This is a genomic window from Aeribacillus sp. FSL K6-1121 (assembly GCF_038003725.1).
GTDB lineage: Bacteria > Bacillota > Bacilli > Bacillales > Aeribacillaceae > Aeribacillus > Aeribacillus composti.
The window spans coordinates 1239354-1265920 of sequence record NZ_JBBOPS010000001.1; the positions used below are offsets into that span (position 1 = coordinate 1239354).

Below are 26567 nucleotides of genomic sequence, written 5' to 3' on the forward strand. Positions count from 1 at the left end.
TTTTATAGAAGGATGCGTGCCTTCACTTCCTGATGCGCTTGTTTTTGTTCGATTGGCAAGCCGTCCAGCAGCCAGCGCAGCTGGCGTGAACTGATAGACATGGGCGCTGTATCATTCTCCGACGGCCAGTGGAACGTCCCTTTTTCCAGACGGCGATAATGAAGCCAGAAGCCGTTATGTTCCCATTGAAGAATCTTTAACTTGTCCCGTTTCCGGTTACAAAACACGAATAAGCACGGAGAGAAGGGATCGAGTTCAAAGCATTCCTGTACAATAGCGGCCAGTCCGTCAATCGATTTGCGAAGATCCGTACTGCCACGCGCCAGATAGACACGTTCAAACGGGGAATTCATCAACATTGGTGTTGCAGCACCCGAATCACATCGGTTAATAGATCCAGATTGGCACCGGGCCGTACTTCAACGGAGATCGCATCAACGTGTAAAAAGATCGGACCTTGACCTGAAGAGGGCAAGGATTCTTCTACCTGAACAGCCAGCCACTGCGTCTGGACAGGCGTTTCAGTGCAACTGCCACCGCGGGAGAACTGCCTCACCCAATAGTACATTTGGTGAGTTTTGATTCCTTGATCCCGGCACCACTCCGCTATACTCTGTCCACTCTCTTTCCAGGCATCATATCGTGCTTTCCATTCTATTCTTTTTTCTTTTAGGGTCATGGCAAAACCTCCCGAATCATTCTAAGAAGATTATCACACGGATGACCTATGATCGGAATGTGGGTTTTATTTGACGCTTACGTTTCTCCGTCGATCTCGCTTGTTCTATGCTGCTCAAGCACTTGTTTCAGCTGTTTTGGATAAATAACGTATGCATTGGAAAAATGAATTTCTGATTTGAACTTTGCCCGCGGCAGAAGCACGACGACCGAGTGAATTGGTATATGTGCAAACTCCTCCCCAAGCCAGTTTCTTAACGCCTTGATATGACCTTTATTTTGAAAAATTGGATTAAGAAATTTTTCTTTTCGTTTGTAAATGACTTGTGTCCAATATTTTGACGTTTCATCACCAAAAATCCAACCGCTGTAATTTTTGGTTTCAATCACATACAACCCATGATCAGAAAGAATAATATGATCTATTTGCGAAGTGGAGCCATCTTGTTTCGGAATATACAAGTCATGAAAAGATTTGTATTTTTCAGACGATTCTTCTATCTTATTTATTTCTTTTCGGACTTTATATTCTCCAAGCGATCCAAGCCATTCCGCTTCTTTCGATTTGAACCATCTTGCTAACAAGGCAAACAAGAATAAAAGAAGGAATGTATAGAAAAGATTCGTATTCATTCTATTCCCCTTCCTTGCTGCATCTACTGTATACTGTTGCAGACTGCTTTATTGATTTCTTTCAATTCTTATCGTATTGTTTTTTTTCAGCATAAATTGTTGAAACAATATAAAGGAGTGCATAATCCTTCTTTTAAAAACAAGCAATTAAGAATATCAGCAATACTAGTACTGCTAAAATTGATACAAAAGCCGTTGTTATTAGCAAAATATATCTAAACGGGGATTTAATTTTAAAGGACTGATAACAAAAGACTATTCCTAAAACTAATGTAATCAGAGAACCCATTTGCCCAAGCCTAGTATCTAATTTGTCTGTCATAAAAACGAACGAATAGAGAATAAGCAAGTGAATCGTTACAAGGAAAAGACAAAAAGCATTGACTGTTTTTGATTGAACATCTCCCATATTAACCTCCCAAGCTATTGAAATTTATATTTTTAATCTTTGTCACAATTAATCACTAAATACGAATGAATATTTAATCAGTTACCTTGAAGCGATTCCCAATGCCAAAAAACATTTATAAAGGGTATCGTCTTACCTATTAACGCTTTTTTACTTATATAAACCTAAAATTATTTCTAAAAGTCCTGATAATGCCGAATACACTCATGATAATGTTAGTTTTAGCTCAAAAAGACAAATGTTAAAAATAATACTCTAATCAAGCTTTATTCATTTAGCCGAAACATTAATTCTTATAATTTGCCAACTAGTAATTCGTCGGTGATCGCAACAAAAAGCTTTCTCATCATTTTAAGTTAACCTTCTTAAGCGATGAAAGATCTTTTTTAATACTTCCCACTCCTTTTTTTTGAAAACGAACACTGTATCCATGATGATCGTTAATGTAATAGATAATAAGTCAATTTACTAATACAGTTTTGAATGATCTGCTCGAAAAAAATTTTGTAGCTGCACATTTTTAAATTGCACCCTCCAGAAATTTACTGATTAAATGTTTATAAACGTTTCTTCATTAGCTTTCCCAGCTTTTCTCATGCGTTCAAATTTGTAGTAATGCATTTTGAATTTCAAAGCTTAAAATCAAGTAGGACTTTTCTCCCTCATTCTATTGACTCTTTCTAGTCCAAAATATACATAATAGACACAAAAAATGCTGTCGAATATTGTCATAAAACTAAAAAAAGCAGAAACTTACCTGCTTCTGTCTTAATGGATTGACTTTTACACACTGCCGTAATTCGCCAACGCCGTTTTGGAACAATCATGTGGAATGATTCGGCAAATTGAAAACGCCACCTTATAAAACTGCGCCCATATTTCAAACTGTGCGTGATTATGGAAAATTTCACAGCTGAATTGATCAAAAATTTTTTCCATTCTAACTACGAATGCCATTACACTTTGCCAATTATTCATTCCTCTTCAATGATTTGTAGAAATCTTCACATAACCTTATCGATTCACTTTTCTTATACACGATCACATGGATCCAATATTTTAAAACAGATTCTGATAAGGACAGTGAAGTTGGCCAGTTTTTAGTACGAACTCTCATAGTTCTGGCTCTGTCACGGTCATCGGAGTAAGACTTGTTGGCGAGCTGCCTAACGGAACAACAGCAACAGATTTAGCCCTTAAAGTAACTCAAGTACCACTTTTTACTACAAAAATAACAGCACAGACCTTTGCCCTTGGTCTGTGTTGCTAATCTTTATATTTTTTTCTATGTTATGTTGTAATCGTTGATTGATTGCTTTCCTTCTTTTCGCTTTTTTTACGGAAATAGGTCGCCACAATCGGTCCAGAGATGTTATGCCAAACGCTAAAAATTGCGCTTGGAACAGCGGCAAGAGGCGAAAAATGAGCAGTCGCCAGCGCAGCTCCAAGTCCGGAATTTTGCATGCCGACCTCAATCGAAATCGCTTTTTGTTTCGGCTCTGACATTTTAAGCAGCTTCGCAAACCAGTAGCCGAGCAGCAATCCAAGCCCATTATGAGCAACGACGATAAGGAAAATAAGAAGCCCGCTTTTTGCGATAGCCTGCTGGTTTTGAGCGACGACAGCAGCCACGATAGCCACAATAGCGATAACGGAAACGAGCGGAAGAATTTGAACGGTTGCTTTTACTTGTTTTTTAAACAACATTTGTACAATCAGTCCGAGAATAATAGGAATAAGTACAACTTTCACGATTGACCAAAACAGAGCACCGGCTGAAACGGACAGCCATTTCCCTGCAAGCAGCAAAATTAAGGACGGTGTTAAAATGGGAGCAAGCAAGGTTGACACGGACGTAACAGCGACTGAAAGCGCCGTATCACCTTTTGCCAAATACGTCATGACATTGGAAGCCGTTCCGCCAGGACAGCAGCCAACAAGAATGATGCCGATCGCTACTTCAGGTGAAACAGGCAATAAGGTAGCGAGCAAAAAGGCCAAAAGCGGCATAATAAAAAATTGGGCGATTACCCCAATCAGCACATCTATCGGACGTGCGAAGACTTCCTTAAAATCATTGGCTGACAAGGTCAATCCCATTCCAAACATGACGATACCTAGCAGCGGCACAATATATGGGGCGACCCATGTAAATGCTTTTGGCTCAAAAAAAGCTAATGCTGCGAATATTAATACCCAAATTGCAAAAGTATTGCTGACAAAATTGCTTAGTTTTACAAGAATTCCCATTATTTCTTCCCCTTCCAATTTTATGAATACAACAGCTATTATACTTTTAATATTCGAAAAGTTTCAACTATAAAAATAATAGGTTACTATAGTCTCTCCCGTTTTTTATTTTTTACAGTCAAGGAAAGCAATCTGCAAGTAAACCGACGATCAGCGTGCAAAATGAAAATACTATATTTCATTAAAGGCGATCCAACCAATTTGCGAATACGATAAACGCATTGATGTTTTCAACATCGAAAACACTCAGGAACAACCGACTGCATGGCTTCATGTCGATTGACCGATACTGATAGCAATTAATATTGGATAGATCGTCGTATATACACGGGTACACTGGTCAACGTTTGTTTGCATCGTTTTCCTCTCCCAATAATTAATGAAAAAGGATGATGACTCTTATTAACAACGATGAATTCGATAAAGTTTACTTGATAACGGCTGATTTTATGGACCGTATCTATCACTGATTAGCTATATATTCATGACATTTTACGAGCATAGCGCTTTATGCTTTACAATTGGAGTGTTTAGCCTACGTGATTCCATCCGCTGGCAGACAGATCTTTTCTGTATATAACTGCCCTTAAATTTTTCTTAGTTTGCTTTTTTAGATCAATTTTTGTTAAAAGTTTAATCAAATCTTCTTTGTTTTGGAGTAACTATTTCAACTGCTGCTAATATGCAAAAATCCCGCAGCTACTCGCCGCGGGAAAATGGAGCAACATTTATTCCGGCTTATAAATCCCATATTTCACAATTTTAAGATAATCATTCAGTTCCTTTATCGAAGAATCCAAAATATGAGCAATATCAATTTGTTTATTTTTATATAGAGTCAAGTACTTATTAGACAGCTGTTCACAGATAAACATCGTCATTCTGATCACGGTATCAACGGAAATATCATCTCTCAGTTTTTCCGTTTGGATTAAGTCTTTAATATAAACATACTCCAGCATAAAATCGTCCTGGTACGTTTCGTAGTGTTCCTTAATAATTTCTTTCATTTCCTTAACTGCTACAGGGGGATTGGCGAAAGCATCCGCAATAAAATGAGCTTCTAGCAGATACTTCGCTGTCACTTTATGTTTTATCAGGACAATTTCTTTAATTCTTTCAAAGAAATCATCAGCTTTAACTTGTTTTATGGCTTCCATAACTTCTTTCGTTAGAAGATCTTTCACATAATTGACTAAATAAAGGTATAAGTTTTTCTTGCTCTTAAAATAATGAAAAAGAATTCCTTTAGAAATTCCCGCCCGCTTCGTAATGACATCTGTAGAAGCTTTTTCATAACCGTTTTTTACAAATTCCTCAATGGCCACCTTGATAATCAAATCTTTCTTTTCCTGCGGCTGCTTTTCAAATGCTGAATACAATTTTTACACCTCAATTTTCATTAAACTGCAATATCCTTCTTTCTATATACCATATATGAAGTGATAACACTAATGAAAATGACAGCAGCCATAATAAACATATAAAGAGGCTCTAATTTATTATCATTAATAATTTGGGCGGCGTCCACATATTTAAACGGGCTGAAATATTTTAGAACTTCTAAGTCTTCCGAAATCCCTGCCATCACATTCATAAAATAGGCAGCTAAGACAATCCCAAGTGAGACAGACATGATGCTTCTTGTTTTTTTCAACATTGATGACAACATAAACGCAATGGCACCGAATGTCAAATGAAGCAAAATGGTTGCGACGGTTAGTAAGCTAAATGTGTCTGTCGGTACATCCGGGTCATCTGCAAATTGAAATCCAATGATACTTGTTATCGTTGAAACTCCGTTCAAGATCAATATATTTACGAAAACGCTCAAAAGTTTTTCTGTTACGATTCGGCTTCTTCCGACCGGTTTTGACAGCAAAAATTCAATCGTCTTTTCATTTTCCTCCTTCGCCAGTATATTGGATGCAAGAATGGCCGAGTAGATGCTTCCTAAAAGTGTAGTCATCATATATATTTCTACTCCGTAAAAACCCATTAGCTCTCCAAGATTTAATTCATTCATTCCAAACACTTTTTTTATCGGTTCCGGATAGGATTCAAGCAGTTTGTTCATTTCATTTTGCTGCTCAGCAAACTGCGGATAAATACTTAACGTCAATAAAATGAGACCGCTGAGTACGACGCTCCAAATAATCAAAGATTTTAAGTTCCGTTTCAACTCTCTTTTAAAAATCATATAGATCCCTCCCTTACTTCTCATAGTAATGGATAAATACTTCTTCGAGAGACGGCTCTTCAATTAATAGATCTTGAACCGGCATAGTATTCAATTGATTTAGAAGCGTCTTTATATCCCCGCTGTAAAGCAGCATCATTTCGCTGCCGTTTATTTCTTTTTTCACTATTCCTTCCAGATCGAAGTCAATTGCATTCGTTTGTTCAAACGTAATGGTAATATTTTTCAAATTGTTTTTCGTGAGATTTTCAATCGTTTCTACTTTAACAAGCTCCCCTTCCTTAATAATGGCAACCCGATCGCACATCTTTTGCACTTCAGAAAGAATATGAGAGGAAAAAATAATCGTTGTTCCCTTCTCTCTTTCCTCTGTAAGAATTTCAAAAAAAGTGTTTTGCATAAGCGGGTCGAGTCCGCCTGTCGGTTCATCCAAGATTAGAAGTTTTGGCTCATGCAAAAGCGCTTGGACAATCCCAACCTTTTTCCGATTGCCAAATGAGAGATCCTCAATTTTTTTATGGAGATCGAGATCAAGTCTTTCTGCCAGCTCTTTCATTCTTTTTTGGTTAAATTTTTTGTAAAAGCCTGCCGAGTATTTTAATAAGTCAATCACTTTCATATCATCGTAAAAATGAACTTCAGACGGCAAATAGCCCACGTTTTGCCTAATTTCTTTTGACTGTTTGACGATATCTTTCCCGAAAATCGTAGCGCTCCCGCTGGTCGGATAGAGGAAATTTAAAAGCGTTCGAATGGTTGTGCTCTTGCCTGCTCCATTCGGACCGATAAATCCAAAAATTTCCCCTTCTTCAACTGAAAACGTTAAGTTCACAATTCCCCTGTTCTTCTTATACGTTTTGGTCAAATTTTTAACATCGATAATTTTCATCCTTACGCCTCCTTTGGGTGGCTTTGTACGGATTGACTGAGCAGTCAACTCCATTATATTAAAATTGACTGGATAGTCAATGTGTTTTTTTAAACTGCAGGTTAAAAACAGTTCCATGCGAAGAACATGACATAATCCATTTTCTCCAAAACAAAAAAAGAGGATGCCATCTAAATAGACATCCCATTTTGTCGTATATGCTTTGTTTGAATAAAATATAAATATGCAATAAAAAGGCGTGAAATGTTTACTTTTCTTAATTTTTTTGAAAACTTTCGCTTTATATTTCCCTTTTTCGCACTTAATTCCACTTTACTTTATTTACAATACCATTCCATTGCATTTTGATAAAGGATTTTTTTAACTGCTTTATCATCAAAATGCTCTTGGATTAATTCGATATCTGAAAACCGGAATGGTCTTTTTGCCCTTGTAGAAGGCAGGTCCGTTCCAAACATGAGGGCATCTGGATTCACCTTATAGATATTTTTCATCGCTTCAACCGGGTCAAAATCAATTCGTCCAAATCCTGTTGCTTTTACACGTACACCCATTTCAACTAATGCAAGCAAATGTGGAAATCCTTCCTTCGACAAGCCTAAATGGTCAATGGATACTGCTGGAAGTTGGGCGATAATTGGCTTGATAGCCGGCAGCTCTTTTGAATTAATATACAATTCTGTATGCCAATTAGCTAGCTCATAAACTCTTTTAGCAAAATAATCTAATCGACGAATGTCCTCAGAGCCCCCGCGATTCACATTAAAACGCAGTCCTCGGACACCGTGTTTATTTAGCTCAATAATTTCTTCGTCGGACGTATCGTATGGAAGCTGTGTTATACCAACAAAATTCTTTCCTAGTTTTTGTAATGCATCCAACAAATATGTTTGGTCAAACTTTTGAAAAGAGCCTGAAACAATTGCTCCACCTACTAAATCAACTGTATTTACATGTTGTAAATAATCCTCTGTTGTAAATGGCTCGGGCAAGAAGCCTTGATTTGCGTATAATGGAAACTTTGGATCAATAATATGTAAATGCGCATCAAATATTTTCATCAGATTATCCCATTCAATTGAATGTATATATTTTAAGATTCATCTTGGCTGAACCAACATTTAATCTTAATTACAAATTTCAATATTATAATCATGCCTATAATTATTACTGTATTTTTTCAATTAATATCGGAATATTCTTGCTTCTATTATATTTGGTTAAAAAAAGATGCATAAATATGGCTCTTTATCATCTTCTATAATAGAGTTTCTACCAAACTTTATATCAAATCTGCAAAAAAACGTCAGTATAAACTGACTTTAAAACTTTCTCTTTATTATGATTTTTTAAAAGTACATAAAAAATCAGCCTATCTCGTTCCAATATCGTATCGTTATTCCTATTCATGATAAACAGAAAGAAAAAGACGGGATCTTTTTTGTAAATATTATACAAAATTCATGCTTAAAAAATAGAAGACTGTTGTTCCTGAATCGAACATACTATTCTTTCATTTTGCTCACTTACCGCAAACCATTCCGTTGTTCTTCCTGGAAATATAGGTAGGATTTAACAAACAAATATACAACCCCGATCAATGTAACGGCTAAAAACAAGATAAAACCCCATATTCCTTCAATAAATACCGTCAACATTAATGCTAATCCCATGAACACAAACACTTTTCCACCTATACGATGCGTCTTGTTCCAAACTGTTTCATTCGCTATCGTCCAAGGTGTACGAATCCCAACGAAGTAGTTATGTTTGAGTTTAGGCATGTAGTTTCCTAATACAATGAATAAAACTCCGATTCCGATTGGCACAAATAAACCCACATCTACAGGAAACCCTAGGTTATAGGCTAATGTCACGATATGAAGAGCGATAAAAAAGATCACTAATACGTTGATTATTATGTTATAGCTCCCTTTAAATTTTTCATAGTTTGCTTTTTTCGGATCCATTTTTGGTAAAAGTGTCATTAACAATACGATTGAAGTCATAATGAAAGGGAGACTAAACGCCCCAAACCATTTGCTACTGTACCCATCCGCTTCACCAGCCGTATTCCAATGAGTAGCCACTTCATCAGGTAGATATGGGATCGCAATCAAACTTAACAAATAACTAAAAACCGTCAACATGACCACGAAGCGATTTGTTCTCATCATTTATCCCCTTCCTTTTGTAAAAAATTATAAAACCAACTCATTAAATCTTGAAAGACGGTTGTGTTTAACGAATAATAAATATGCTGTCCGACGCGTCGATCTTGAATCAAATCCGCTTGCTTTAAAATTTTTAAATGATGCGACACGCTCGGTTTCTGCATATCAAAATGGGAAGCGATTTCACCAGCGGTTAAATCCCCATTTTTCAGCAAGGAAAGAATCTTTCTTCTAGTGGGATCAGCAATGGCTTTAAACGCTTCGTTAAATAACAAAGAACGCACCACCTTTTAAAAAAATAAGTAATATTCTATTTAGATATTTAGAAAATCATCTAATTATGAAACAAAAAAAATTAGATATTTAGATATTTTTCTAATTATAGAATATTCTATTTGCAGATAATTGTCAATGAGTTCGTAAAACAGGTTAAGTAACGAAGCCGTTGAAAAATCGAACCGTCTGATTTTTTCCTACACTCTATACCATAATAAACCACACCATTCATATTTTCATTTCTCCAGTTCAATTTGTTTTTTCTTCTTCTGGGAAAAAAAAGCCGCTGCGGCGGCTTTTCTATATAAGCAATTCATATTTTTAGCGGGTTGCAGCCGCTACTTCCTCTAATTTTTTGGTGGAATTTGTCATGTTATTCAACAAATCCCTCAATCTCTTCAACGCTCCCGTCACCTCTTCCACCATGGCCAGCAGCTGCTCGCTGTTTGCGGCATTGGATTGAATGTTGCCGTGCATATTCTCAAATACATCAATCACGCATTGGCCGTTTTGAAACATAGTTTCAACCGAATCTCCCAGCTGGGCAATCTTTCTTGACGACTCTTTCGTAGCATCAATCAAATGCTGAATAGAATCGTTCGCATGCTGAATTCCCTGTCTGCTGCTTATAATAACTGACAATTGATTGTCATTTCCTTCTTTCGTACTGGCAATTTCTCGCTGAATATCCAATAAGATTTGAGCAATCTTATCAGTTGCCCTTCTGCTTTCCTCCGCCAGTTTTCGGACTTCTTCGGCCACGACAGCGAATCCTTTCCCCTGTTCTCCAGCTCGAGCGGCTTCAATGGCTGCGTTCAACGCCAGCAAGTTTGTCTGTTCCGCAATACCTTTAATTAGTGAAATAATTCCTCCAATTTCCTCTGAACTTTTGGCTAGCTTTTCGATTCGGCTGCCGCTTTCTTCTACTCCTTTGTAGATATTTTCTATTACATTCGTAATATTTTCCAACCCCCGAATACTGCTTTCCGCTAGACCCTTGGCATTGTTTGAGAAGTCTTCGAGCTCGGATGTCATGCTGGAAACATTCGTCAAGGTACGGGACATATTTTCCACGATTTCCCCGGCTTCATTCAGCTGCTCAGCTTGCTGTTGATTGTTGTGTGCATTATCTGTCACAGCCTTGGTAACCTGTTCCAATGTCTCCAGCGTTGTATCCATCTCTGAACGATATTCCTTCTGGGTCTTTGTGACAGCAACTAAATTGCCTTGGATTGCCGACAGCATTTCCCGGTACTTTTGTACCACTTCTGTAATTGCTTCTTGAATCTCTTTTAACTCTTTCGCTTTTACTTGCTCCCATTTTACTTCCTGCCCGTCCCCTGCTTCCCGCAGGACTCTAGAGAAAAATTTCAACGGCTTTAACACCGAGCGGATCACACCAAAAAGGACAAAGAGGAACAACAGTGAAAAGATAAAAATCGCCAGCATGATTTTATATCCAACCCCATTAATCAACTGCTGAAACTCCTGCAATACTTGGTTAGTGGATTCGGCATGCTGGAAATACGGGGCAGCATCTAACAAGGTATATAATACATAACGCACATTTCCATCCGCTTTTACCGGAACATAAGCCTCCACATGATTGTCCTTCAGGAAAATCCGAGTTTTTCCGGAAGAAAAGACTGACTGAACATTTTCGTTTTTTGCAGCCTTTCCTTTTTCCCACAGCAATCGCTGTTCTTTCTTTAATGTTTCCATCAATACGACTTGTTTGGGATCAAACAAATAAATTGCTTTCACTTCTTCCTTCTCTTGGATGTGACGGGCGAGCGACGATTCAAAATTGCTTACATCTAACGCCGATTCGACAATTCCCTTTCCATCAGCGCGGGGAATGGCCATAAACTTGAAAATCTCTCCGGTCTCTGCTTTGATCGTCAAGGTTGAAGGCAGCATCTGCTCTTCACCCGTCAGCAATTTGCGATATCCGTCCCAAATATCAAATAAATTACTCCCTAGTGCCGCTTTCTCTGTAGATGCGACAAAAATTCCATCTCGATTTGTCAGATAAAAATCTGTCATCCCTGTTTGCTCTGCCAAACGCTTCAAATCTTCGTTATGTAACGTTCTCCCCCGATCCTGCTCCTGCAATAAATAGGCTGCATTCAGCATATTTTTCTCCATCGACTGCTCAAGTTCAACTAAATTTCTGGAAATTTGATTCGCAAACGCCTCCACTTCCACCTCTAATTTTGTTTCCGCTTCCTTCCATACTTCATCAGTTATTTCATTCCCTTTTTTCTCTAAAGTGTTTCTTTCCAACCATAATACTAGAAACGTGCTGGACAATAACAAAAAAACAAAACCTGCCATTAAAGCAAAAAGCTTAGCTTTCATAGTCATTCCGTCATATCCCCCTTTTAAATCGACAAATGTGAAAAAAACGGCTGTAGGTTTGTTTTTTAGAAAATTTAAATCTCATATCTAGTTTTTTATTTATTGTCATCAGTGGAAAATAAATCCAACGGCTCATCTTGCCGCATCCAATTCCTTTTCGATAATTCCGAATTTTTGCTCTTTATATAAGTAAAGCGGTTACAAGCTGACCGATTGCCTATCGTTCAACTGCACAATCTCCCCTCGCTTTCGTTTTTAATAAACGGACATTTATTTAGATTTTTTAAATAATTTTCAAATTAAGGTATTATTTTACATATGTTTCAAAAAATGTTTCAGGAAAATGATGGATACATTTTTATTAAAGCGAAATGAGGAGGAGAAATCAAGATGATAAATAGAAAATTCCGACAAAAAAACAGAAAAAGATACAAATATTTTTTGAAGTATGAGCAGCTCTTTTCTCTGACAAATAAACATAGGATTGGAGAAAAGAAGTTTTTTTTGGAATTAAAATAACATATTATTCCAAACAATTTTTTAAACTTCCATTTAAGACCATTCAAATGTTGATTTTAAAAAGTTTAATGTGATCTACGTTAAAATTTCTGGAGTATGTTACGATGAATATAAAAGAAAAGGCACATCTATGTCCAAAATGAGTGGAAATGATTTTGTAAGCAATAAAAAAACATACGAAAGAAACGAAGGAGCACTTTGAACCAATAGATCGCGTTTCCAAACAAACGAAGCACCTAAAGCCGATGAACAGTTTGAGCAGTTTAGAAGCCGCGGAAAAAGTCGTGTATTTGACTGTTCAAGATTTTAATGAGAAATGGGCAGGGCGAAAGTAACGAGGATTTGCCGAAGCTCATGAAGCCCTTCAACGAATGTTTGAAGAACGTTATTGTTAACCAAATATTGCAAATAAACAAAATAAGGGAATTCTCCCTTTCCACACAGGAGACTGAATATTCAGTCTCCTGTGTGGAGGTAATATCCCTCTCTATTCTAAATCCATTTCAGAGATACCCTACCTATCTTACATTACACAAAATTCTTGACAGTACCGTTTCTCCTTTATCCAATATATAACATATACACTTTAAACAACGAAGAACCATCCTTAATTATATTTGTTCAAAACATCACGCTTAAAGTTATTAAATTTGTCAACATACTGATCTTCATAAAGAACAACTTCTTGATTTTTTATATCTGCATATTTTAAGCTGCCATTTAGCATTTTATCTTCATCTAATAGGGAAACTTTACTTTCATCTATTTGATATTTGCTTAACACTGTAGTGGTTGGCAAATAAACTACACTGTCATCACTATAATGCGAATCTTTAAGTGGTCTAAGAAACAATATATATTCTTTTTCTTTATCCATCCAATTATATCCATCAACAGAATTTACTGTTCCAGCGGAATCCACCGCATCTATAATATCTATAGGTTCAAAAACGGAGATGAAATCATTGCTAATTTTTCCTTTATATACATTTAGGACTTTTACTGTTGTCAATGTAGTTAAATAGTACCTAATTCTAGGTGATTTTGAATCTACTTTTGCTTTAACAATTATAGGTGATTCTTTCTCCAATTCATCCAAATTCTTCAAACTTTCAAATTTGGTAAATACCTTTGTAATATCTTCCTCGTATTTAGATATAGTATAATTTAATTCTTTATCATTAAAATATTTATTGACATCTACATCATTTATATAGCTATTTCTTGTTAGTATTCCAATTACTACCATGAAAATAGTCATTATTATGGGGATAAAAATAAATGATACTTTTTTTATGGTCACAGATTTTATCCTCCTATCATATCAGTGATTTTACCTGCCTGTATCTTTATCTTACAATCACATAATGTCTCAATATCTGATTTATTGTGGCTAGATATAATCACGATAGCTCCTCGCTCTTTTTCTTCCAAAAGAATCTTGTATACTAAATTAATGCCATCTTCGTCCAATGCACTTGTCGGTTCATCTAAAATAATAATATCTGGTTTCTCCATTATTGCTTGTGCTATTCCTAATCTTTGTCTCATTCCTAAAGAATATTTTTTTACAGTTCGTGAATCATTAGGATTAAGCCCAACTCTCTCCAAAGATCTTATAATCTCTTCATCATCTATAATTCGTTTATGTTTTTTGCAAGCAAAAAGTGCAGAGTATTGCAGCGAAAAATACATAGGCTTGCAGCTTTATTTTTTTACATTAATTACCATTCAATTTCACAGAAGAAAGAGCATTTTTCAGCCGGTAACTTTCACCTGTGAATGCGATGATATGGGCATGGTGTACCAAGCGATCCACTAAAGCGGAAGTTAAGCGGTTATCTCCAAACACTCGATTCCATTGGCCAAACTCTAAATTCGATGTGACAATCACACTTTTATGTTCATAACAGTCGGCTATGATATGAAACAATAATTCCGATCCTTGTTTTTGGAAAGGAACATATCCCAGTTCGTCTAGTATAAGTAAATCGCACTTATCGATTTGACGTTTTACTCGTTGTAAAGTACCTTCTTTTAACGCCTCCTCTAATTGTCCTACCAAATCTGCGACACGAAAGAAACGAACCTCAAACCCTTTTTCGCAGGCTTTTAATCCAAGAGCTGTCGCTAAATGGGTTTTGCCTGTTCCTGGTGAGCCAAGAAGCAATAAATTTTGTTTCCCATGTAAGAAACGAAGGTCACAAATCTCTTCTTTTGTCGTGGTAGCTGGCAGATGCAACTGGTCGTTCCATTCATAATCTTTCAACCATTTCAGTTCTCTAAATTTGGCTTTTTTTATTAGTCTCGATACCTTGGCAGCTTGTCTTGATGAGACTTCGGCCAGTAATACATCACATAAAAACTGTTCTTTATTCTCAAAGACAATGTCTTCATACTGATCAGCTATATAAGCAAGGTGCAGGGTTTTACAGACTTCTTTCAGATCACGAGCGATCATCAGTTATCCCTCCCTTCTAAGGTCGGACATAGCCTCTGATCATACATGCTTAAATCCGTTTCATAATCTAGTAATACAGAAGGGGTATGGGGTTCTGACAATTTTTCCGGATAAGTTGCTTTCTGAGCTTCCAATAAGGAACCCAATTCGTGCGGCTCTTTTTCAATACGTTGCTCCATTTCCAAACATTTATGGATGTCTTGTAAGGCATGAACCTCCAGCAGTTTTTTTAAGCCTGCCACCCGTTTCTTAATCTCATCAGGTTTTATCGTAAGATAAGTTTGTACTCTTTCGGGCAGGTATTTAAAGAAACGAGAATACTTAACAGCACGTGGCTTTTTCTCCCAGTCGGCCAAGATGTTGTCCCATGGTATAGGCCTTGTGGTCATCATATAGGGACGTGAGTCTTGATAGATCATTTCACCGTCATTCGAAAAGCAAGTGAATTTGTCCCATTCCTTTTTAATAACTAGTGTCTGTTTGATCCTCGCTTTATGAATAAGGAATTTTTCTCTATCGACTAGAATCTCGCCATATTTATTTACAGTAGCCGAGTCGATTGAAAAGATTGGAAGATCACTGATTGGCAAAGCTTTTAATTGCTTCTGATCCTCAGCCCACAATTCTTCTATCGGAACTCCTTTTTCGTAGTGAGGGCGTTTTCGATCGGTTACCATTTTCTCTTCTAGCCAGTGGGCCAGTTGTGAAAAATCCTCCATTACTGGGGCTGTTACAAAAAAGTTATTTCTTGTATAGCCTACCTTTTTCTCTACATTCCCTTTTTCATGTCCACTACCGGGATTGCATGGTTGTACTTCAAATCCATAATAGGACTGGAAGCGTAAGAAAGAGTCCGTATAGCTTCTCTTGTCTCCCTTGCCTACCGTTACAACCGCTGCCGACAGGTTATCAATTCGTAAATATGTCGGGACACCCCCAGCCTGGTGAAATAACTGTTTCAAGCCCTCTAGAAAACACTCCGAGTTTTCTGCCGGCAGGGGATAAGAAAAGGCGGCATTACTATATGGAAAACTGAGAATAAGAGTTTTGATGTCTTTATATGCGCCGTCTTTTACAGCCGTCATATTTCCAAAATCCACTTGGGCTTCGCCCGGAGGGTGCTCCAGACGTTCGTATCTTGTGGTTTTTTCTTCTTTTATTTGTGGTCTGCGATGCTGAATGTACTCACAAACGGTTCGATAAGAACCTTTAAACCCGTGCTCTTCTTTAAGTTGTTCAAACATCTTCTTGTTTGTTCGTCTTTCTTTTTTCTTAAGCTTCATGTCCTCCTCAAGCCAACAATCTACGATTTCTCCGTACTCTTCCTCGTACATCATTCCCCTTCGACGGAAGGGAAGAGATTCTACTGGTACTTCACCGTCAGCGTATTTTTTTGCTGTTCTCCAATTTTTACCTGTCTTTTTAGCGATCTCAGAGATTGACATATCTTCGACTTCTCTTAAATGTTTGATATAATTAACTTCAGGCATTGCTAGCATCCTTTCTTATCCTCCTACTGTTAAGTTCTGCTCAATCTCAACAGTAGAGGTTATTGGGTGAGCTGGCAAGCCTTTTTTTATGCAGCTATTCTGCACAAATTTCTTGCAAAACTATGTACTTTTATTTTGCAATAAACACGTTTAATACTTGCAAGAGTTTTTAGCACTTCTTTTCCGGTATAGTTAGGCCAAAAATTTGGATTTTCAATTAATACCCCTATACTTCTTGGAAAGTCTATGTCCTTATGTAATTCTTCATTAAAAATAGTAATTGTTCCTGACGTTGGTTTAATTAACCCACTCAAAGTTCTAAATAGCATAGTTTTACCTGAACCATTATGTCCATATATGCCATAAATTTTTCCTTCTTCAAAGATAATATTTATATCTTTTAAAATTGTTGTTCGATTGATTACTTTTGAAACATTGTTCACTTTTATATTTCTCATCATGACCTCCAAATATAATTGATTTAATATAAAACTTCTTTTTTATTGAATATATTGATAGATATAATAATTACTATAAATATTAGTATCAACAAATATACTATTGAGCTGTCATTATTTATTCCTAAACCGTTATCATTTAGTGATACTAATGCATTTGTTGTAGGTATATATACTAAAAAATAACTATTCCAATTTAATATAAGATTTGATATGTACAGCATTGCTAATTGGATGATTAATACTAGATATACCCCGTAAATCGATTTGAATAAGATGGAACTACTATTCACAGTTAATATAATTAAAAAGCTATATAAAATTAATCTCATTATGATAAACATTGTTTCTATATTTAAAACTAGCTCCAATCCTAATATAGCACCAATTATAATTACAATCATAAATTGTAATAAATAAAAGCAACATATGATGAACAGTAATTGTAAAATAAACTGTAATAAAATTTTCATCTTCTTATTTGTCCTAGTAAAAATTAATGTTGCATTTTTAAGAAGTCTAACTTCAATGTAATTGCCTAAGTATACAAGTAAAATTAATTGCGGAAGCAACCAACGAATTATACTGAAAACATTATTGACATGCCATAAATCAACGTATCCGTAAGTAAAGCTAATTAAATCATTTGTTGTGTTTATATGATGAAAAAATAAACCTAGGAAATTGAAAATTATAGAAAACAGTAAAACAATTATTAAAGAAACTTTATTACCTTTTATTAATTCCTTCATAAATATCTACTCTTTACCTTTCAATTTTAAGATCTCTTTTTTTGACCAAATGACTATATATTACAAACAATATTATGATAATAATGATATTCATACATAAATACTTAATCATGATCATATATTCTCGATTAAATTCATAAAAGAACATTGTATCCCATATGGGAACTATGTAATCTCTTAACGATATAAAAGATAATGGAGACATAATGAGTCTAATAGCTAAGAAAAATGCTATTTCTATTACATACGCTAATTTAATACTATTTGTAATAGAGATAAGATTCATAAAAAGCATACCAATTAGACACCATCCGACACTTTGTACAACTATTGAGATATAATTGAAAATATAAAAATCTTGATTGTACAAAATATTTGTGTCACATATTACCATAAAGATTGATGTGATCACGTTAAATGTAATAGAAAGTCTTACACTTAATGCGGCAATGATTTTAAGATTTGAAATACTCCAATTTTTTATGCTTTGATACCTGACAATTACTTCGGGTTTTAATCTTTTTGAAAACTTGTCTAGAAATATATATAAAAAGATCGGCAAATAGACAATTGTAAAAATTTTATTATTAACTATGGCCATATACATATCCTCTACATTATGAATAGAACCTAAAATTTTGTTAAAAAACGCCAATATGAATACTGTAAAATAAAAAAGCTTCTCCCCTACAGTTATCCTCATCAAAACGTTTATAACCTCGCAATCTATAAAATTTCATTCTTCATACCTCTTCTAATTAAAATAACACTAAACAAAAAGTAACCACATAGTACGAATAGTAACCATATAAAACTTCCGTAGCTATTTGTCCCTAAAATATTTGTTCCGACTGCTCTGGCTATAGTTTCATCAGATATAATTCTTGATAACGCATCAGTAAAAATCATAAATAAAGTATTAATAATAAAAGGGGATAATATGACTACATATTTATTAACTTTTTTAAAAAATGATACTCCGAATGCCATGAGAGCAAAACTAGATGCAAATAATGATCTTATTATGATGAATATTAAAATATTGCAATATGGATAATACACCTGTAAGTTATGTAACATAATTCCTGAATCTATATACGATAACTTTTTATAATCTGGTAAACCGAATGTATTATATCCTTGGATTGGAAAAGCAATAATCGCTAAAATTTCATTTACTAATAATGGTATTAATATTACAAAAAAGCTTACTAGAGTAATCGACATAGCTTTAGCTAAAATATATTTTTCTTTGTGTACCCTTGTATGAATAAAGTTACTTAATCCCCAATTTTTTTCTTCTAGGAATGACACAGAATAAATGATACTTACGGTTAGTGGCAGCAAGATCCCTACTATTGGTGACAAAGGTGTTGCGACAACGTTTGTAAGAATAGTACCAGTTGAAGCAGACATTACCTTTGATAATTCCGATCCATAATATTCTTTACACAAAATAATGTAGTCTAAAAATATTGCACAAAAAACAGCTATAAATGCTATCTTGAACTCTATTCTTTTCATACACTTACTAAGTTCAAGCTTAATTAATTGAATCATGCCATCACCTCAATATTTTACTACTTGCATGGTACAGCTTAAAAAGGTCAGTGTTTTATCATGTCGGCATATTATCTAATAAAAAACATTCTGAGTTTTTATTCGCACGGTATATAAGAAAAAAGGATAAGGGAATCTATTTGTAAGTAGTCCTTATCAAGTTTTCACAAACAAAATTAGACTTTTATCATCCTTCATTTGATGGATTTTTTGAAATTACTTTTTCTTCAATTGATTGAATATATACATTTAAATTTAATAAATATTAAAAGAATATATCATGCAATGCATGACATATTCTTTTTAGCATTACTTGTAATTAGAAGTCTATTTATAATAACCAAACCGAATCGATGAAAGTTAATAAAAACATACGGCTAGGATATCATTGACAAGTTGATAATCCAAATACTGTAACTAACACTAGTATTTTTTCTTTAAAATATAATAATAGACTTTAATGGTAAAAATTCTTATAATAGGAAAAAATTATTACTTTATTAAAAAAATACTATATCAATATTTTGGAAGTCAATATCTTATTTTTTAATATTTTACAACACGACCAAAAGAAATTAGACAAAACGTGGGCTACTTGCCGTCTGAAGTTCATTTTGCCAATTGAGAGGAAGCTGCCCAAAAAGAAGTTGACGTTCAAAAGAAATGAAAGTAAGCCCCTTTTGCACCTTCTTCTATAGCCATCTTAACAGCACGCAGTCAATGACGATGCAAACGACTAATTGTAGACTGCGTTTTCTATTGTCCAAATAGGATACTGCTTGATCCACCGAAAAGATCTCGACCGTCCAACGTTTTGGATACATATCGGCGATCTTTTCCGCCGATAGTCAAAACATTGGCTACAATGCGAATCTCATGTCCATGGATGTCACGAAAGATGGCCACTCGATAACGTTTCTTCGAACGGCATTGCTTTGTTCCTAATTGACATGTTGTTTTCTGAAAGAAAAAAATACAGAGTTTTGCAGTATATCTATATCCAAATTTTGTATAAATATACATATATGCGATCTATCCATCAAGAGCTTGGCATGGATCCTCTGTAGCCATGATTCTTTAGCCAAGCACCAGCTTCAACAGTTTTGGCAAAACCAAAAAAGGTTTTCATGTCTCCCCCTCCATGTAAAGCACCTTGTATATCACTGCGTAAGGATTTTGTAATTCTCTGCACTTTTATTTTGCAAAAACAGAGTTGTGAAAGTGATCCATGATTTCACGGTTTGCCCTTCCCTCATCAAAATATTTCTTCACAACATCTAATTTATATTCTTTACTGTATGTTTTTTTAATTTTTACCTATAAAAATACCCCCTTCTAGTAGACAGTGACATCCCTTTCTTTTTTCTGTCTAACTATAAGGGGATAATATCAAAAATCTGGCCCTTATCTTCCTTTCAACTGTGAATTATAAAACTCAAGTTATCGACAATTATGACGGTTCCGTTACTATCCCTTGAAAGGCTGACTGATATATGGTTCGGATATCTTCTTTATTAAGCTTCATTGGACTTCTTGCGAGCAATCTTTTTTGTTTCACCCCGTCTTCCGTCAATTTTTCGATCGCACTTTCCGGAATGCCGAATTCTCCCAAAGTTGTCGGAATTCCGACATCTGCCACTAATCTTTTTAGTTCCTCGACACATTGATAGGAAGCTTCTTTTTCAGACAAATAGCTTGAATTCTCGCCTAGAGCATTCAATATGTCCACCATTCTTTTTTGGCAGCTTTTTCGGATGTAGCCCATCACATATGGCAATAAAACTGCATTGGAATCGCCATGGGCAATATGAAATTGTCCTCCAAGCGGATAGGCTAAAGCATGTACGCCTGCCACGCCGGCATTAAAAAAAGCTAATCCGGCAATATAGCTGCCGTAACTCATATCAATCCGCGCCTGTTTATCATTTCCGTTTAACACAGCTTTACGGATGGAACGGCTGATCAGTCTCATCGCTTGCAGGGCAAGACCGTCTGTTACCGGATTGGCATTGATTGAGACATATGCTTCCACTGCATGTGTCAATGCATCGATCCCCGTTGCAGCGGTCACTTTCGGCGGGACAGTGACAGTTAGTTCCGGATCAATAATTGCTACATCAGCGAGCAAATAATCATGTGTTACAACATCTTTCGTACTTTCTAAAGATAAGACAGAAATATTAGTGACTTCAGAGCCCGTTCCGGAAGTTGTGGGTATCAAAATTTTGGGGAGACCTTTTTTATCTACTTGATTTGTACCTGTTAAATTTAAATAACTTTCCACTGTTCCTTTATGAACAGACAAGACTGCTGCAAGCTTTGCCAAATCCATTGCGCTTCCTCCGCCTAAACCTATGACGAGATCGAATTTGTTTTCTCTCGTATAGGCGACAAGCTTTTCTCCGATTTGAAGCGGAGGCTCTGGTTCGATGTCAGTATATACATCAATGCTGTATCCTTTTTCTTGTAATGGAGATGTGACGCGGTCAACGAGCCCTATGTCATTCAACACCGGATCTGTCACAACAAGAATTTTCTTAGGTTGATATTTTTCAACTTCCGGAACAAGCTGGCTTAACGAACCCCATCCAGTATAACATAAAGGTGTAAAAACTAGCTTTGAATGTGTCATGACTCTCCTCCTTCACACCCTGGAATGTTCTCTTAAAGCATCGACATTTGTGTTCTTTAAAATCTAAATGGACGTTTCCACCCATTTCTTCTATATAAACTCCGGGAAATTTTATTCATAATATCCTTCCGTCGATTTTCTGAATCCTTTAAATTGTTCTGCATCATGCCCGAACCATACTTGGGAATTTGTTTCTTTGGCAATCCGGCGAATTCGTTCGACCGTTTTCGCATATCCGAGAGAATCATAAATAATTCCAGGTGGCTTGATTGGCGGCCCGTAGCTTTCTGCCGTATAGATCGCATCAGATGCAAGAATGATGCCGCCAGTTTCAGGAAGGTGTACATGAAGACCAAGCATTCCCCAAGCATGACCGCTGCCAAAGTTTAAAACTTTCACCCCTTCCGCAAGTTCAACATGATCTTCATCCCGATTGATTGTCCTCCATTGAAGATTATTTTTTATCCATGCATCAATATCTGCCCAAATGTATGCCCCTTCTTTTTGGTTGCGGGCATAAGATTGTAATGTGCCGTTAAATTCGTCTTCATGTACGACAACGGTTGCGTTTGTAAACATTTCTAAGCAGCCCGCATGATCGAGATGAAGATGAGATGCCACAACAAATTTAATATCCTCTGGTCTGACCTTTAATTGCTCAAGTCGGTTATGCAAGTAACATTCTTCGCTCGCTGTCCATGGGAACGTTTTTTGCGTCGTTTCAGACCAGCGGCCTGCTGGACCCATGGAATTTGGATTACATGCCGTGTCAAAAAGAATTTTTCCTTCAGGATGGTCAATTAAAACGGTATAAATCGGGAATTCGACAAACTCAGTCTGCGCGTTCGGATTGTCAATGGTTGCTGGATTGTGCATCGCAATCATCCAGTTTTTGTCCATTTTCATTCGGCCGTTGTCCATTACATACAGTTTCGGGTGTTTTTTAATAATGTTTGCCATAAAAAACCCTCCTATAATGAAATAGAAAATGTCAATCAAGACATGAAATAATTCTTAAATGACGACATGTAAAAATGTGTTCTTGTTTTTGTTTCAACATTCAGCCATTTCTACCACAACATATTCCAAATTCCGTAAGCGCTTTCTTTATACAGTACAAGAAATACTGCTGAAAGAATAGAGGCAGTATATTCTTTTTTTCTATTCATTCATCATTCGTTCTACTTTCCCCCTCCTTATTTTTTGCTCATCAATTTAAATGCAAAATGCATGCCAAAAAAAGCTTCTTACAAACAAAGGGATTTTTAAGCTTCTTTACTGAAAACTGTTGAAAAATTTCACCATAAAAAAGGATTAATAATCGAAATTATCGAAAATATATGGTGAAATTATTCACCAAACGGTTGAAAAAATTCACCAATCAGATGAAAGGTTGTGATTATAATCAAAGCAAACTCTATTAATTCCTTAACTTGGGAAAATATTTTTTCATGCATGCATAACGGAGTAGTTGTCGTCGATCGAAAAGGAAACATTGTTGTGATGAATGCTGCTGCAAAAAAGTTATTGCAAGCGGAAAATGGAAACTGGGAAGGAAAGCATATTCAAGAACTCGTCCCTCACACAAAAATTTTGGAGGTTGTGGAAAGCGGCGATCGTTCAATCGGTCAAAAAATGATACTAGCGGACAGACAATGTATGGTAAACCGGACTCCTCTGTATCAAAACGGCAAGCGCATCGGTGCGATCAGTGTTATTCAAGATATTACTGAAATCGAGCAATATCGCAGCCTACTAACACAGCTTGAGGCGATTATCGAGTTTTCAACTGACGGCCTTTATGTTGTTGACCAAGAAGGGATTACGATCTATGTTAATTCCGCATATGAAGAGATTACAGGTTTTGAACGCACAGAACTGGTCGGAAGGCATATGAGGGATCTGATGACGAATGGTTATATTGACCAGTCAGTATCTCTCTTAGTTTTGGAAAAAAAGAAACAAATTTCCATTATGCAAAAAATAGGAGGCAAAAAAGATGTCATTGTCACCGGAAATCCGGTATTTAATGATCAAGGAGACGTTGAGCTCGTAGTAACGAGCGTAAGGGATATCACACAATTAAATAAACTTAGAAAAGAGTTAGAAAAAGCAAAAAGTATTTCCGAAATAAACCAAAACCGTTTTTCGGCTCATGTGAACGGATCAGAACAAATGTTTATATGCAACAGCAAAAAAATGAAAAACATTTATGAGAAAGTAAAACAAGTGGCGCCTTTTCCAACAAGCGTCCTTTTAACAGGCCCTTCCGGAACAGGAAAAGAGGTGATCGCCAATTTTATCCATCATCACAGCCAACGGAAACAAAAGCCGTTTATTAAAGTGAATTGCGGGGCCATTCCTGAACATCTGCTTGAATCTGAACTATTCGGCTATGAAAAAGGTGCATTTACTGGTGCGAATAAAGAGGGGAAAATTGGTCTGCTTGAATTGGCGGACGGCGGAACCGTTATGCTTGACGAAGTAGGAGAAATGCCTCTCTCTTTGCAGGTAAAGTTATTACGAGTATTGCAAGAAAAGCAAATTCAGCGAATAGGAGGCAGGGAGCCAATTAAGCTTGATATTCGATTTATTTCTGCAACGAACAAAGATTTAAAGCAACTTGTTTCAGAAGGAAAATTTCGTGAGGATCTTTATTACCGTCTGCATGTTGTTGAAATAACTGTTCCGCCCTTATCTGAACGCCAAGAAGATATATCACCGCTTATTGATCATTTCTTTTCATACTTTTGCAAGCTTTACCATGTCGATAAAACATTGTCAAAAGAAACTAAGAAGGCTTTAACGAGCTACCATTGGCCTGGAAACGTCCGAGAATTGAAAAATTTAATAGAAAGCATGATCGTATCGGTTCCCTCTCAATTGATCGAACCGCACCATCTTCCTTTGCACATTCATGATCAAAAAGACGGTGAAGAAGCTTTGACGCTGAAACAGCGCGTGGAAAAATTTGAACAGCGAATTGTAAAAGATGTGATCAAAAAACATCCATCACTACGGATTGCGGCAAAAGAACTCGGCATCGACCATTCCACATTAGTCAAAAAGTTAAAGAGATGGGGTTTAGATCCAAAAAAAGCAAACATATAAACAATCTCGATTTCTGCTCATCTAAAGATTTTATTCTGTTGTGCCGGAGAAAAATAATTTGCAGTTGCCTAATCAAAAGAAGCGTCCTCATTTTTTTCAAACGCTCTATATTAAAGGAGTAGAATTTTTACATGGGGTGTCTCATAAGTCAATTTTCGACTTTGAGATTCCCTTTTAAAAGACTTGATCGCTTGTTGGATCATCATGCGAAATACCGCTTAAAAACGGTTTAAAGACGCAGACATTCATTCTCTTCTCTTTTAATACAGCTGCTAGTCCGCAAGCTATTATCGTTTTTCCAACACTAGTATCAGTTCCTGTTATAAAAAAAACCTTTCATTTGATCATATTCAACTCTTTTCCGATTAATTTAAATGCATGCAACAAATAATCTATCTCCTTTAAGCTATGGTCCGCGGTCACCGTTAACCGAATTCTGCTTTCTCCAATAGGTACAGTCGGCGGTCGAATCGCCGGGGCATATATTCCTTTTTCTTGTAATCTTTTTGCAAATATGACAGCCTTATGAGCATCTCCGATCAATACAGGAATAATTGGTGTATGATCTCCCTTCACGGTGTACCCCATTTCTTGTAAACTAGTTTTTATTCGTTTTGCTTTTATAAGCAATTGCTGTCGTTTTTCTTTACTATGTTCGATGATTTCCAATGCTGTATATGAAGCTGCACAAATAGATGGTGATAGTGCGGTTTGAAAGATAAAGGTTCTGGCATGATTTCGCAAAAAGTCAATGAAAACCTTCGATCCAGAAACGACCCCGCCTTCCGTTCCAACCGCTTTACTTAAAGTGCTAATCACTACATCCGGAAAGACGTGAAAAAATTCACTTGTTCCCCTGCCGTTTTCTCCTAAAACTCCTGTTGCGTGTGCGTCATCCACAATGACAAATGCATGATAACGTTGAGCAAGTGACATGATTTTATCTAAAGGCGCAATGGTACCATCCATACTAAAGACACCATCTGTGACAATAAAGCGTCGCCGTGATGAATTTGTTTCTTTTAATTTTTTTCCAAATCTTCCATATCTACATGGTTATAAATGACGGTATCCGCTTGTGAGAGACGACATCCATCGATAATACTCGCATGGTTTAATTGATCGCTAAAAATAACATCACCTTTTTCAGGCAATGAAGTAAGCACACCGATATTCGCCAAATAACCGCTTGAAAACAGCAAGGCACTTTCAGTCTGTTTGAAATCTGCAAATCTTTTTTCAAGCTTTTGATGCCACTGCGTATTGCCTGTCGTTAGCCTCGAGCCGCTGCTCCCAACCCCAAACTCGTGCAATGCCTTTTCTGCTGCAAGAATCAAGCGTGAATCATTAGCCAAGCCCAGATAGTTGTTTGAGGAAAATACTATGTACTTTTGGCCATCTACGTACATTTCGGGACTAGGTGCAGTATTCATTGTTCTAAGCGTCCGATACAAGCCGGATTCCTTTGTCTTCGCTAAACGGTCGTTTAACCACCCATTAAAGTTCAACGCTTGTCACCTCATTATGTCTTTAAAAAGCAAAACCTCTTTTTCTGTTACCCGTGACAATTGCTTCTTCCATCCTTGGACCATTGATTCAATTGTTAGTGCGCAATTTCCTGATGCTTTTCCTTAAGCAGTTGTTCAAGTATGTTTAAGCATTCATCACGACAATGTTTCGGATCGCCGCTTTTTGACCGATAAACGTAAGGAAT

The 26567-nt window shown here is 36.3% G+C and carries 21 protein-coding genes and 2 pseudogenes; 1 reads left to right on the plus strand and 22 read right to left on the minus strand.

Going from position 1 to position 26567, the window contains the following annotated elements; all coding sequences use genetic code 11:
• Positions 1-2: 2 nt before the first annotated feature.
• The 20 genes from tnpB to ahlS form a co-directional block, all read right to left on the minus strand.
• Positions 3-359, minus strand: a complete 357-nt coding sequence (tnpB, locus tag NSQ61_RS06200; protein WP_048622526.1) for an IS66 family insertion sequence element accessory protein TnpB — start codon at positions 357-359, stop codon at positions 3-5.
• Entirely contained in the window at positions 353-679 is a 327-nt protein-coding gene (tnpA, locus tag NSQ61_RS06205; protein ID WP_327848417.1) for an IS66 family insertion sequence element accessory protein TnpA, read from the minus strand. Before tnpA ends, tnpB begins: the two co-directional genes overlap by 7 nt.
• Positions 680-756: 77 nt before the next feature.
• A complete protein-coding gene (locus NSQ61_RS06210) occupies positions 757-1311 on the minus strand; it encodes a nuclease-related domain-containing protein (RefSeq protein WP_340806358.1) in 555 nt (184 codons plus the stop codon).
• A gap of 1192 nt (positions 1312-2503) precedes the next feature.
• Positions 2504-2698 carry a hypothetical protein gene (locus tag NSQ61_RS06215; protein WP_340806359.1) on the minus strand — a complete coding sequence of 65 codons (195 nt, stop codon included), beginning with the start codon at positions 2696-2698 and terminating at the stop codon, positions 2504-2506.
• A 312-nt stretch (positions 2699-3010) separates the two neighbouring features.
• Positions 3011-3970, minus strand: coding sequence for a bile acid:sodium symporter family protein (locus tag NSQ61_RS06220; protein ID WP_063389485.1), 960 nt, complete (start codon positions 3968-3970; stop codon positions 3011-3013).
• Positions 3971-4698: 728 nt separating this feature from the next.
• Positions 4699-5352 (minus strand): TetR/AcrR family transcriptional regulator, encoded by a 654-nt coding sequence (locus tag NSQ61_RS06225; RefSeq protein ID WP_339212680.1) that lies wholly within the window; start codon positions 5350-5352, stop codon positions 4699-4701.
• Between the two features lie 20 nt (positions 5353-5372).
• On the minus strand, positions 5373-6170 hold the full coding sequence (locus NSQ61_RS06230; RefSeq protein WP_066250675.1) for an ABC transporter permease subunit: 798 nt from the start codon (positions 6168-6170) through the stop codon (positions 5373-5375).
• Positions 6171-6183: 13 nt separating this feature from the next.
• Entirely contained in the window at positions 6184-7059 is an 876-nt protein-coding gene (locus NSQ61_RS06235; protein ID WP_063389488.1) for an ABC transporter ATP-binding protein, read from the minus strand.
• A 317-nt stretch (positions 7060-7376) separates the two neighbouring features.
• Complete coding sequence (locus NSQ61_RS06240) at positions 7377-8120, minus strand: amidohydrolase family protein (RefSeq protein WP_327874041.1); 744 nt, start codon at positions 8118-8120, stop codon at positions 7377-7379.
• A 465-nt stretch (positions 8121-8585) separates the two neighbouring features.
• Entirely contained in the window at positions 8586-9236 is a 651-nt protein-coding gene (locus NSQ61_RS06245) for an SdpI family protein (protein ID WP_340806360.1), read from the minus strand.
• Complete coding sequence (locus NSQ61_RS06250) at positions 9233-9508, minus strand: autorepressor SdpR family transcription factor (protein ID WP_066250666.1); 276 nt, start codon at positions 9506-9508, stop codon at positions 9233-9235. Before NSQ61_RS06250 ends, NSQ61_RS06245 begins: the two co-directional genes overlap by 4 nt.
• Before the next feature lie 322 nt (positions 9509-9830).
• Positions 9831-11876 (minus strand): methyl-accepting chemotaxis protein, encoded by a 2046-nt coding sequence (locus tag NSQ61_RS06255; protein WP_063389492.1) that lies wholly within the window; start codon positions 11874-11876, stop codon positions 9831-9833.
• A 1120-nt stretch (positions 11877-12996) separates the two neighbouring features.
• The gene (locus NSQ61_RS06260) at positions 12997-13692 is read right to left on the minus strand and encodes a hypothetical protein (protein ID WP_063389493.1); all 696 of its coding nucleotides are present in this window, start codon (positions 13690-13692) and stop codon (positions 12997-12999) included.
• Positions 13693-13697: 5 nt separating this feature from the next.
• Positions 13698-14084 (minus strand): ATP-binding cassette domain-containing protein, encoded by a 387-nt coding sequence (locus tag NSQ61_RS06265; protein WP_340806361.1) that lies wholly within the window; start codon positions 14082-14084, stop codon positions 13698-13700.
• 25 nt (positions 14085-14109) lie between these two features.
• Positions 14110-14850 carry an IS21-like element helper ATPase IstB gene (gene istB / locus NSQ61_RS06270; protein ID WP_412674477.1) on the minus strand — a complete coding sequence of 247 codons (741 nt, stop codon included), beginning with the start codon at positions 14848-14850 and terminating at the stop codon, positions 14110-14112.
• The gene (istA, locus tag NSQ61_RS06275; protein WP_327848831.1) at positions 14850-16349 is read right to left on the minus strand and encodes an IS21 family transposase; all 1500 of its coding nucleotides are present in this window, start codon (positions 16347-16349) and stop codon (positions 14850-14852) included. The genes istB and istA overlap by 1 nt, the downstream gene beginning before the upstream one ends.
• Before the next feature lie 77 nt (positions 16350-16426).
• Positions 16427-16798, minus strand: a complete 372-nt coding sequence (locus tag NSQ61_RS06280) for an ATP-binding cassette domain-containing protein (RefSeq protein ID WP_340806362.1) — start codon at positions 16796-16798, stop codon at positions 16427-16429.
• 1478 nt (positions 16799-18276) lie between these two features.
• Positions 18277-19110: a hypothetical protein gene (locus NSQ61_RS06285; RefSeq protein WP_117017599.1), complete on the minus strand. Its 834-nt coding sequence runs from the start codon at positions 19108-19110 to the stop codon at positions 18277-18279.
• Positions 19111-20560: 1450 nt separating this feature from the next.
• A complete protein-coding gene (locus tag NSQ61_RS06295) occupies positions 20561-21742 on the minus strand; it encodes an iron-containing alcohol dehydrogenase (protein ID WP_063389499.1) in 1182 nt (393 codons plus the stop codon).
• A 111-nt stretch (positions 21743-21853) separates the two neighbouring features.
• Positions 21854-22702 (minus strand): AhlS family quorum-quenching N-acyl homoserine lactonase, encoded by an 849-nt coding sequence (gene ahlS / locus NSQ61_RS06300; RefSeq protein WP_063389500.1) that lies wholly within the window; start codon positions 22700-22702, stop codon positions 21854-21856.
• 444 nt (positions 22703-23146) lie between these two features.
• Here ahlS and NSQ61_RS06305 point away from each other — a divergent pair, with 444 nt between their 5' ends.
• A complete protein-coding gene (locus tag NSQ61_RS06305) occupies positions 23147-24853 on the plus strand; it encodes a sigma 54-interacting transcriptional regulator (RefSeq protein WP_340808070.1) in 1707 nt (568 codons plus the stop codon).
• A 186-nt stretch (positions 24854-25039) separates the two neighbouring features.
• On the opposite strand, the pseudogene NSQ61_RS06310 reads toward NSQ61_RS06305, so the two are convergent.
• Positions 25040-25177, minus strand: a pseudogene (locus tag NSQ61_RS06310) (AAA family ATPase); the annotation flags it as partial.
• A gap of 12 nt (positions 25178-25189) precedes the next feature.
• Positions 25190-26361, minus strand: a pseudogene (bioF, locus tag NSQ61_RS06315) (8-amino-7-oxononanoate synthase).
• Between the last annotated feature and the right edge of the window lie 206 nt (positions 26362-26567).

Bases quoted from the DNA above. Each gene is read 5' to 3' on its own strand.
- NSQ61_RS06215 (WP_340806359.1), bottom strand. From the start codon at position 2,698: ATGAATAATTGGCAAAGTGTAATGGCATTCGTAGTTAGAATGGAAAAA.
- NSQ61_RS06280 (WP_340806362.1), bottom strand. From the start codon at position 16,798: ATGAGAAATATAAAAGTGAACAATGTTTCAAAAGTAATCAATCGAACA.
- NSQ61_RS06245 (WP_340806360.1), bottom strand. From the start codon at position 9,236: ATGATGAGAACAAATCGCTTCGTGGTCATGTTGACGGTTTTTAGTTAT.
- tnpB (WP_048622526.1), bottom strand. From the start codon at position 359: ATGTTGATGAATTCCCCGTTTGAACGTGTCTATCTGGCGCGTGGCAGT.
- tnpA (WP_327848417.1), bottom strand. From the start codon at position 679: ATGACCCTAAAAGAAAAAAGAATAGAATGGAAAGCACGATATGATGCC.
- NSQ61_RS06235 (WP_063389488.1), bottom strand. From the start codon at position 7,059: ATGAAAATTATCGATGTTAAAAATTTGACCAAAACGTATAAGAAGAAC.
- NSQ61_RS06230 (WP_066250675.1), bottom strand. From the start codon at position 6,170: ATGATTTTTAAAAGAGAGTTGAAACGGAACTTAAAATCTTTGATTATT.
- NSQ61_RS06210 (WP_340806358.1), bottom strand. From the start codon at position 1,311: ATGAATACGAATCTTTTCTATACATTCCTTCTTTTATTCTTGTTTGCC.
- istA (WP_327848831.1), bottom strand. From the start codon at position 16,349: ATGCTAGCAATGCCTGAAGTTAATTATATCAAACATTTAAGAGAAGTC.
- NSQ61_RS06240 (WP_327874041.1), bottom strand. From the start codon at position 8,120: ATGAAAATATTTGATGCGCATTTACATATTATTGATCCAAAGTTTCCA.
- NSQ61_RS06285 (WP_117017599.1), bottom strand. From the start codon at position 19,110: ATGATTCAATTAATTAAGCTTGAACTTAGTAAGTGTATGAAAAGAATA.
- istB (WP_412674477.1), bottom strand. From the start codon at position 14,850: ATGATCGCTCGTGATCTGAAAGAAGTCTGTAAAACCCTGCACCTTGCT.
- NSQ61_RS06220 (WP_063389485.1), bottom strand. From the start codon at position 3,970: ATGGGAATTCTTGTAAAACTAAGCAATTTTGTCAGCAATACTTTTGCA.
- NSQ61_RS06255 (WP_063389492.1), bottom strand. From the start codon at position 11,876: ATGACTATGAAAGCTAAGCTTTTTGCTTTAATGGCAGGTTTTGTTTTT.
- NSQ61_RS06265 (WP_340806361.1), bottom strand. From the start codon at position 14,084: ATGTATTTTTCGCTGCAATACTCTGCACTTTTTGCTTGCAAAAAACAT.
- NSQ61_RS06295 (WP_063389499.1), bottom strand. From the start codon at position 21,742: ATGACACATTCAAAGCTAGTTTTTACACCTTTATGTTATACTGGATGG.
- ahlS (WP_063389500.1), bottom strand. From the start codon at position 22,702: ATGGCAAACATTATTAAAAAACACCCGAAACTGTATGTAATGGACAAC.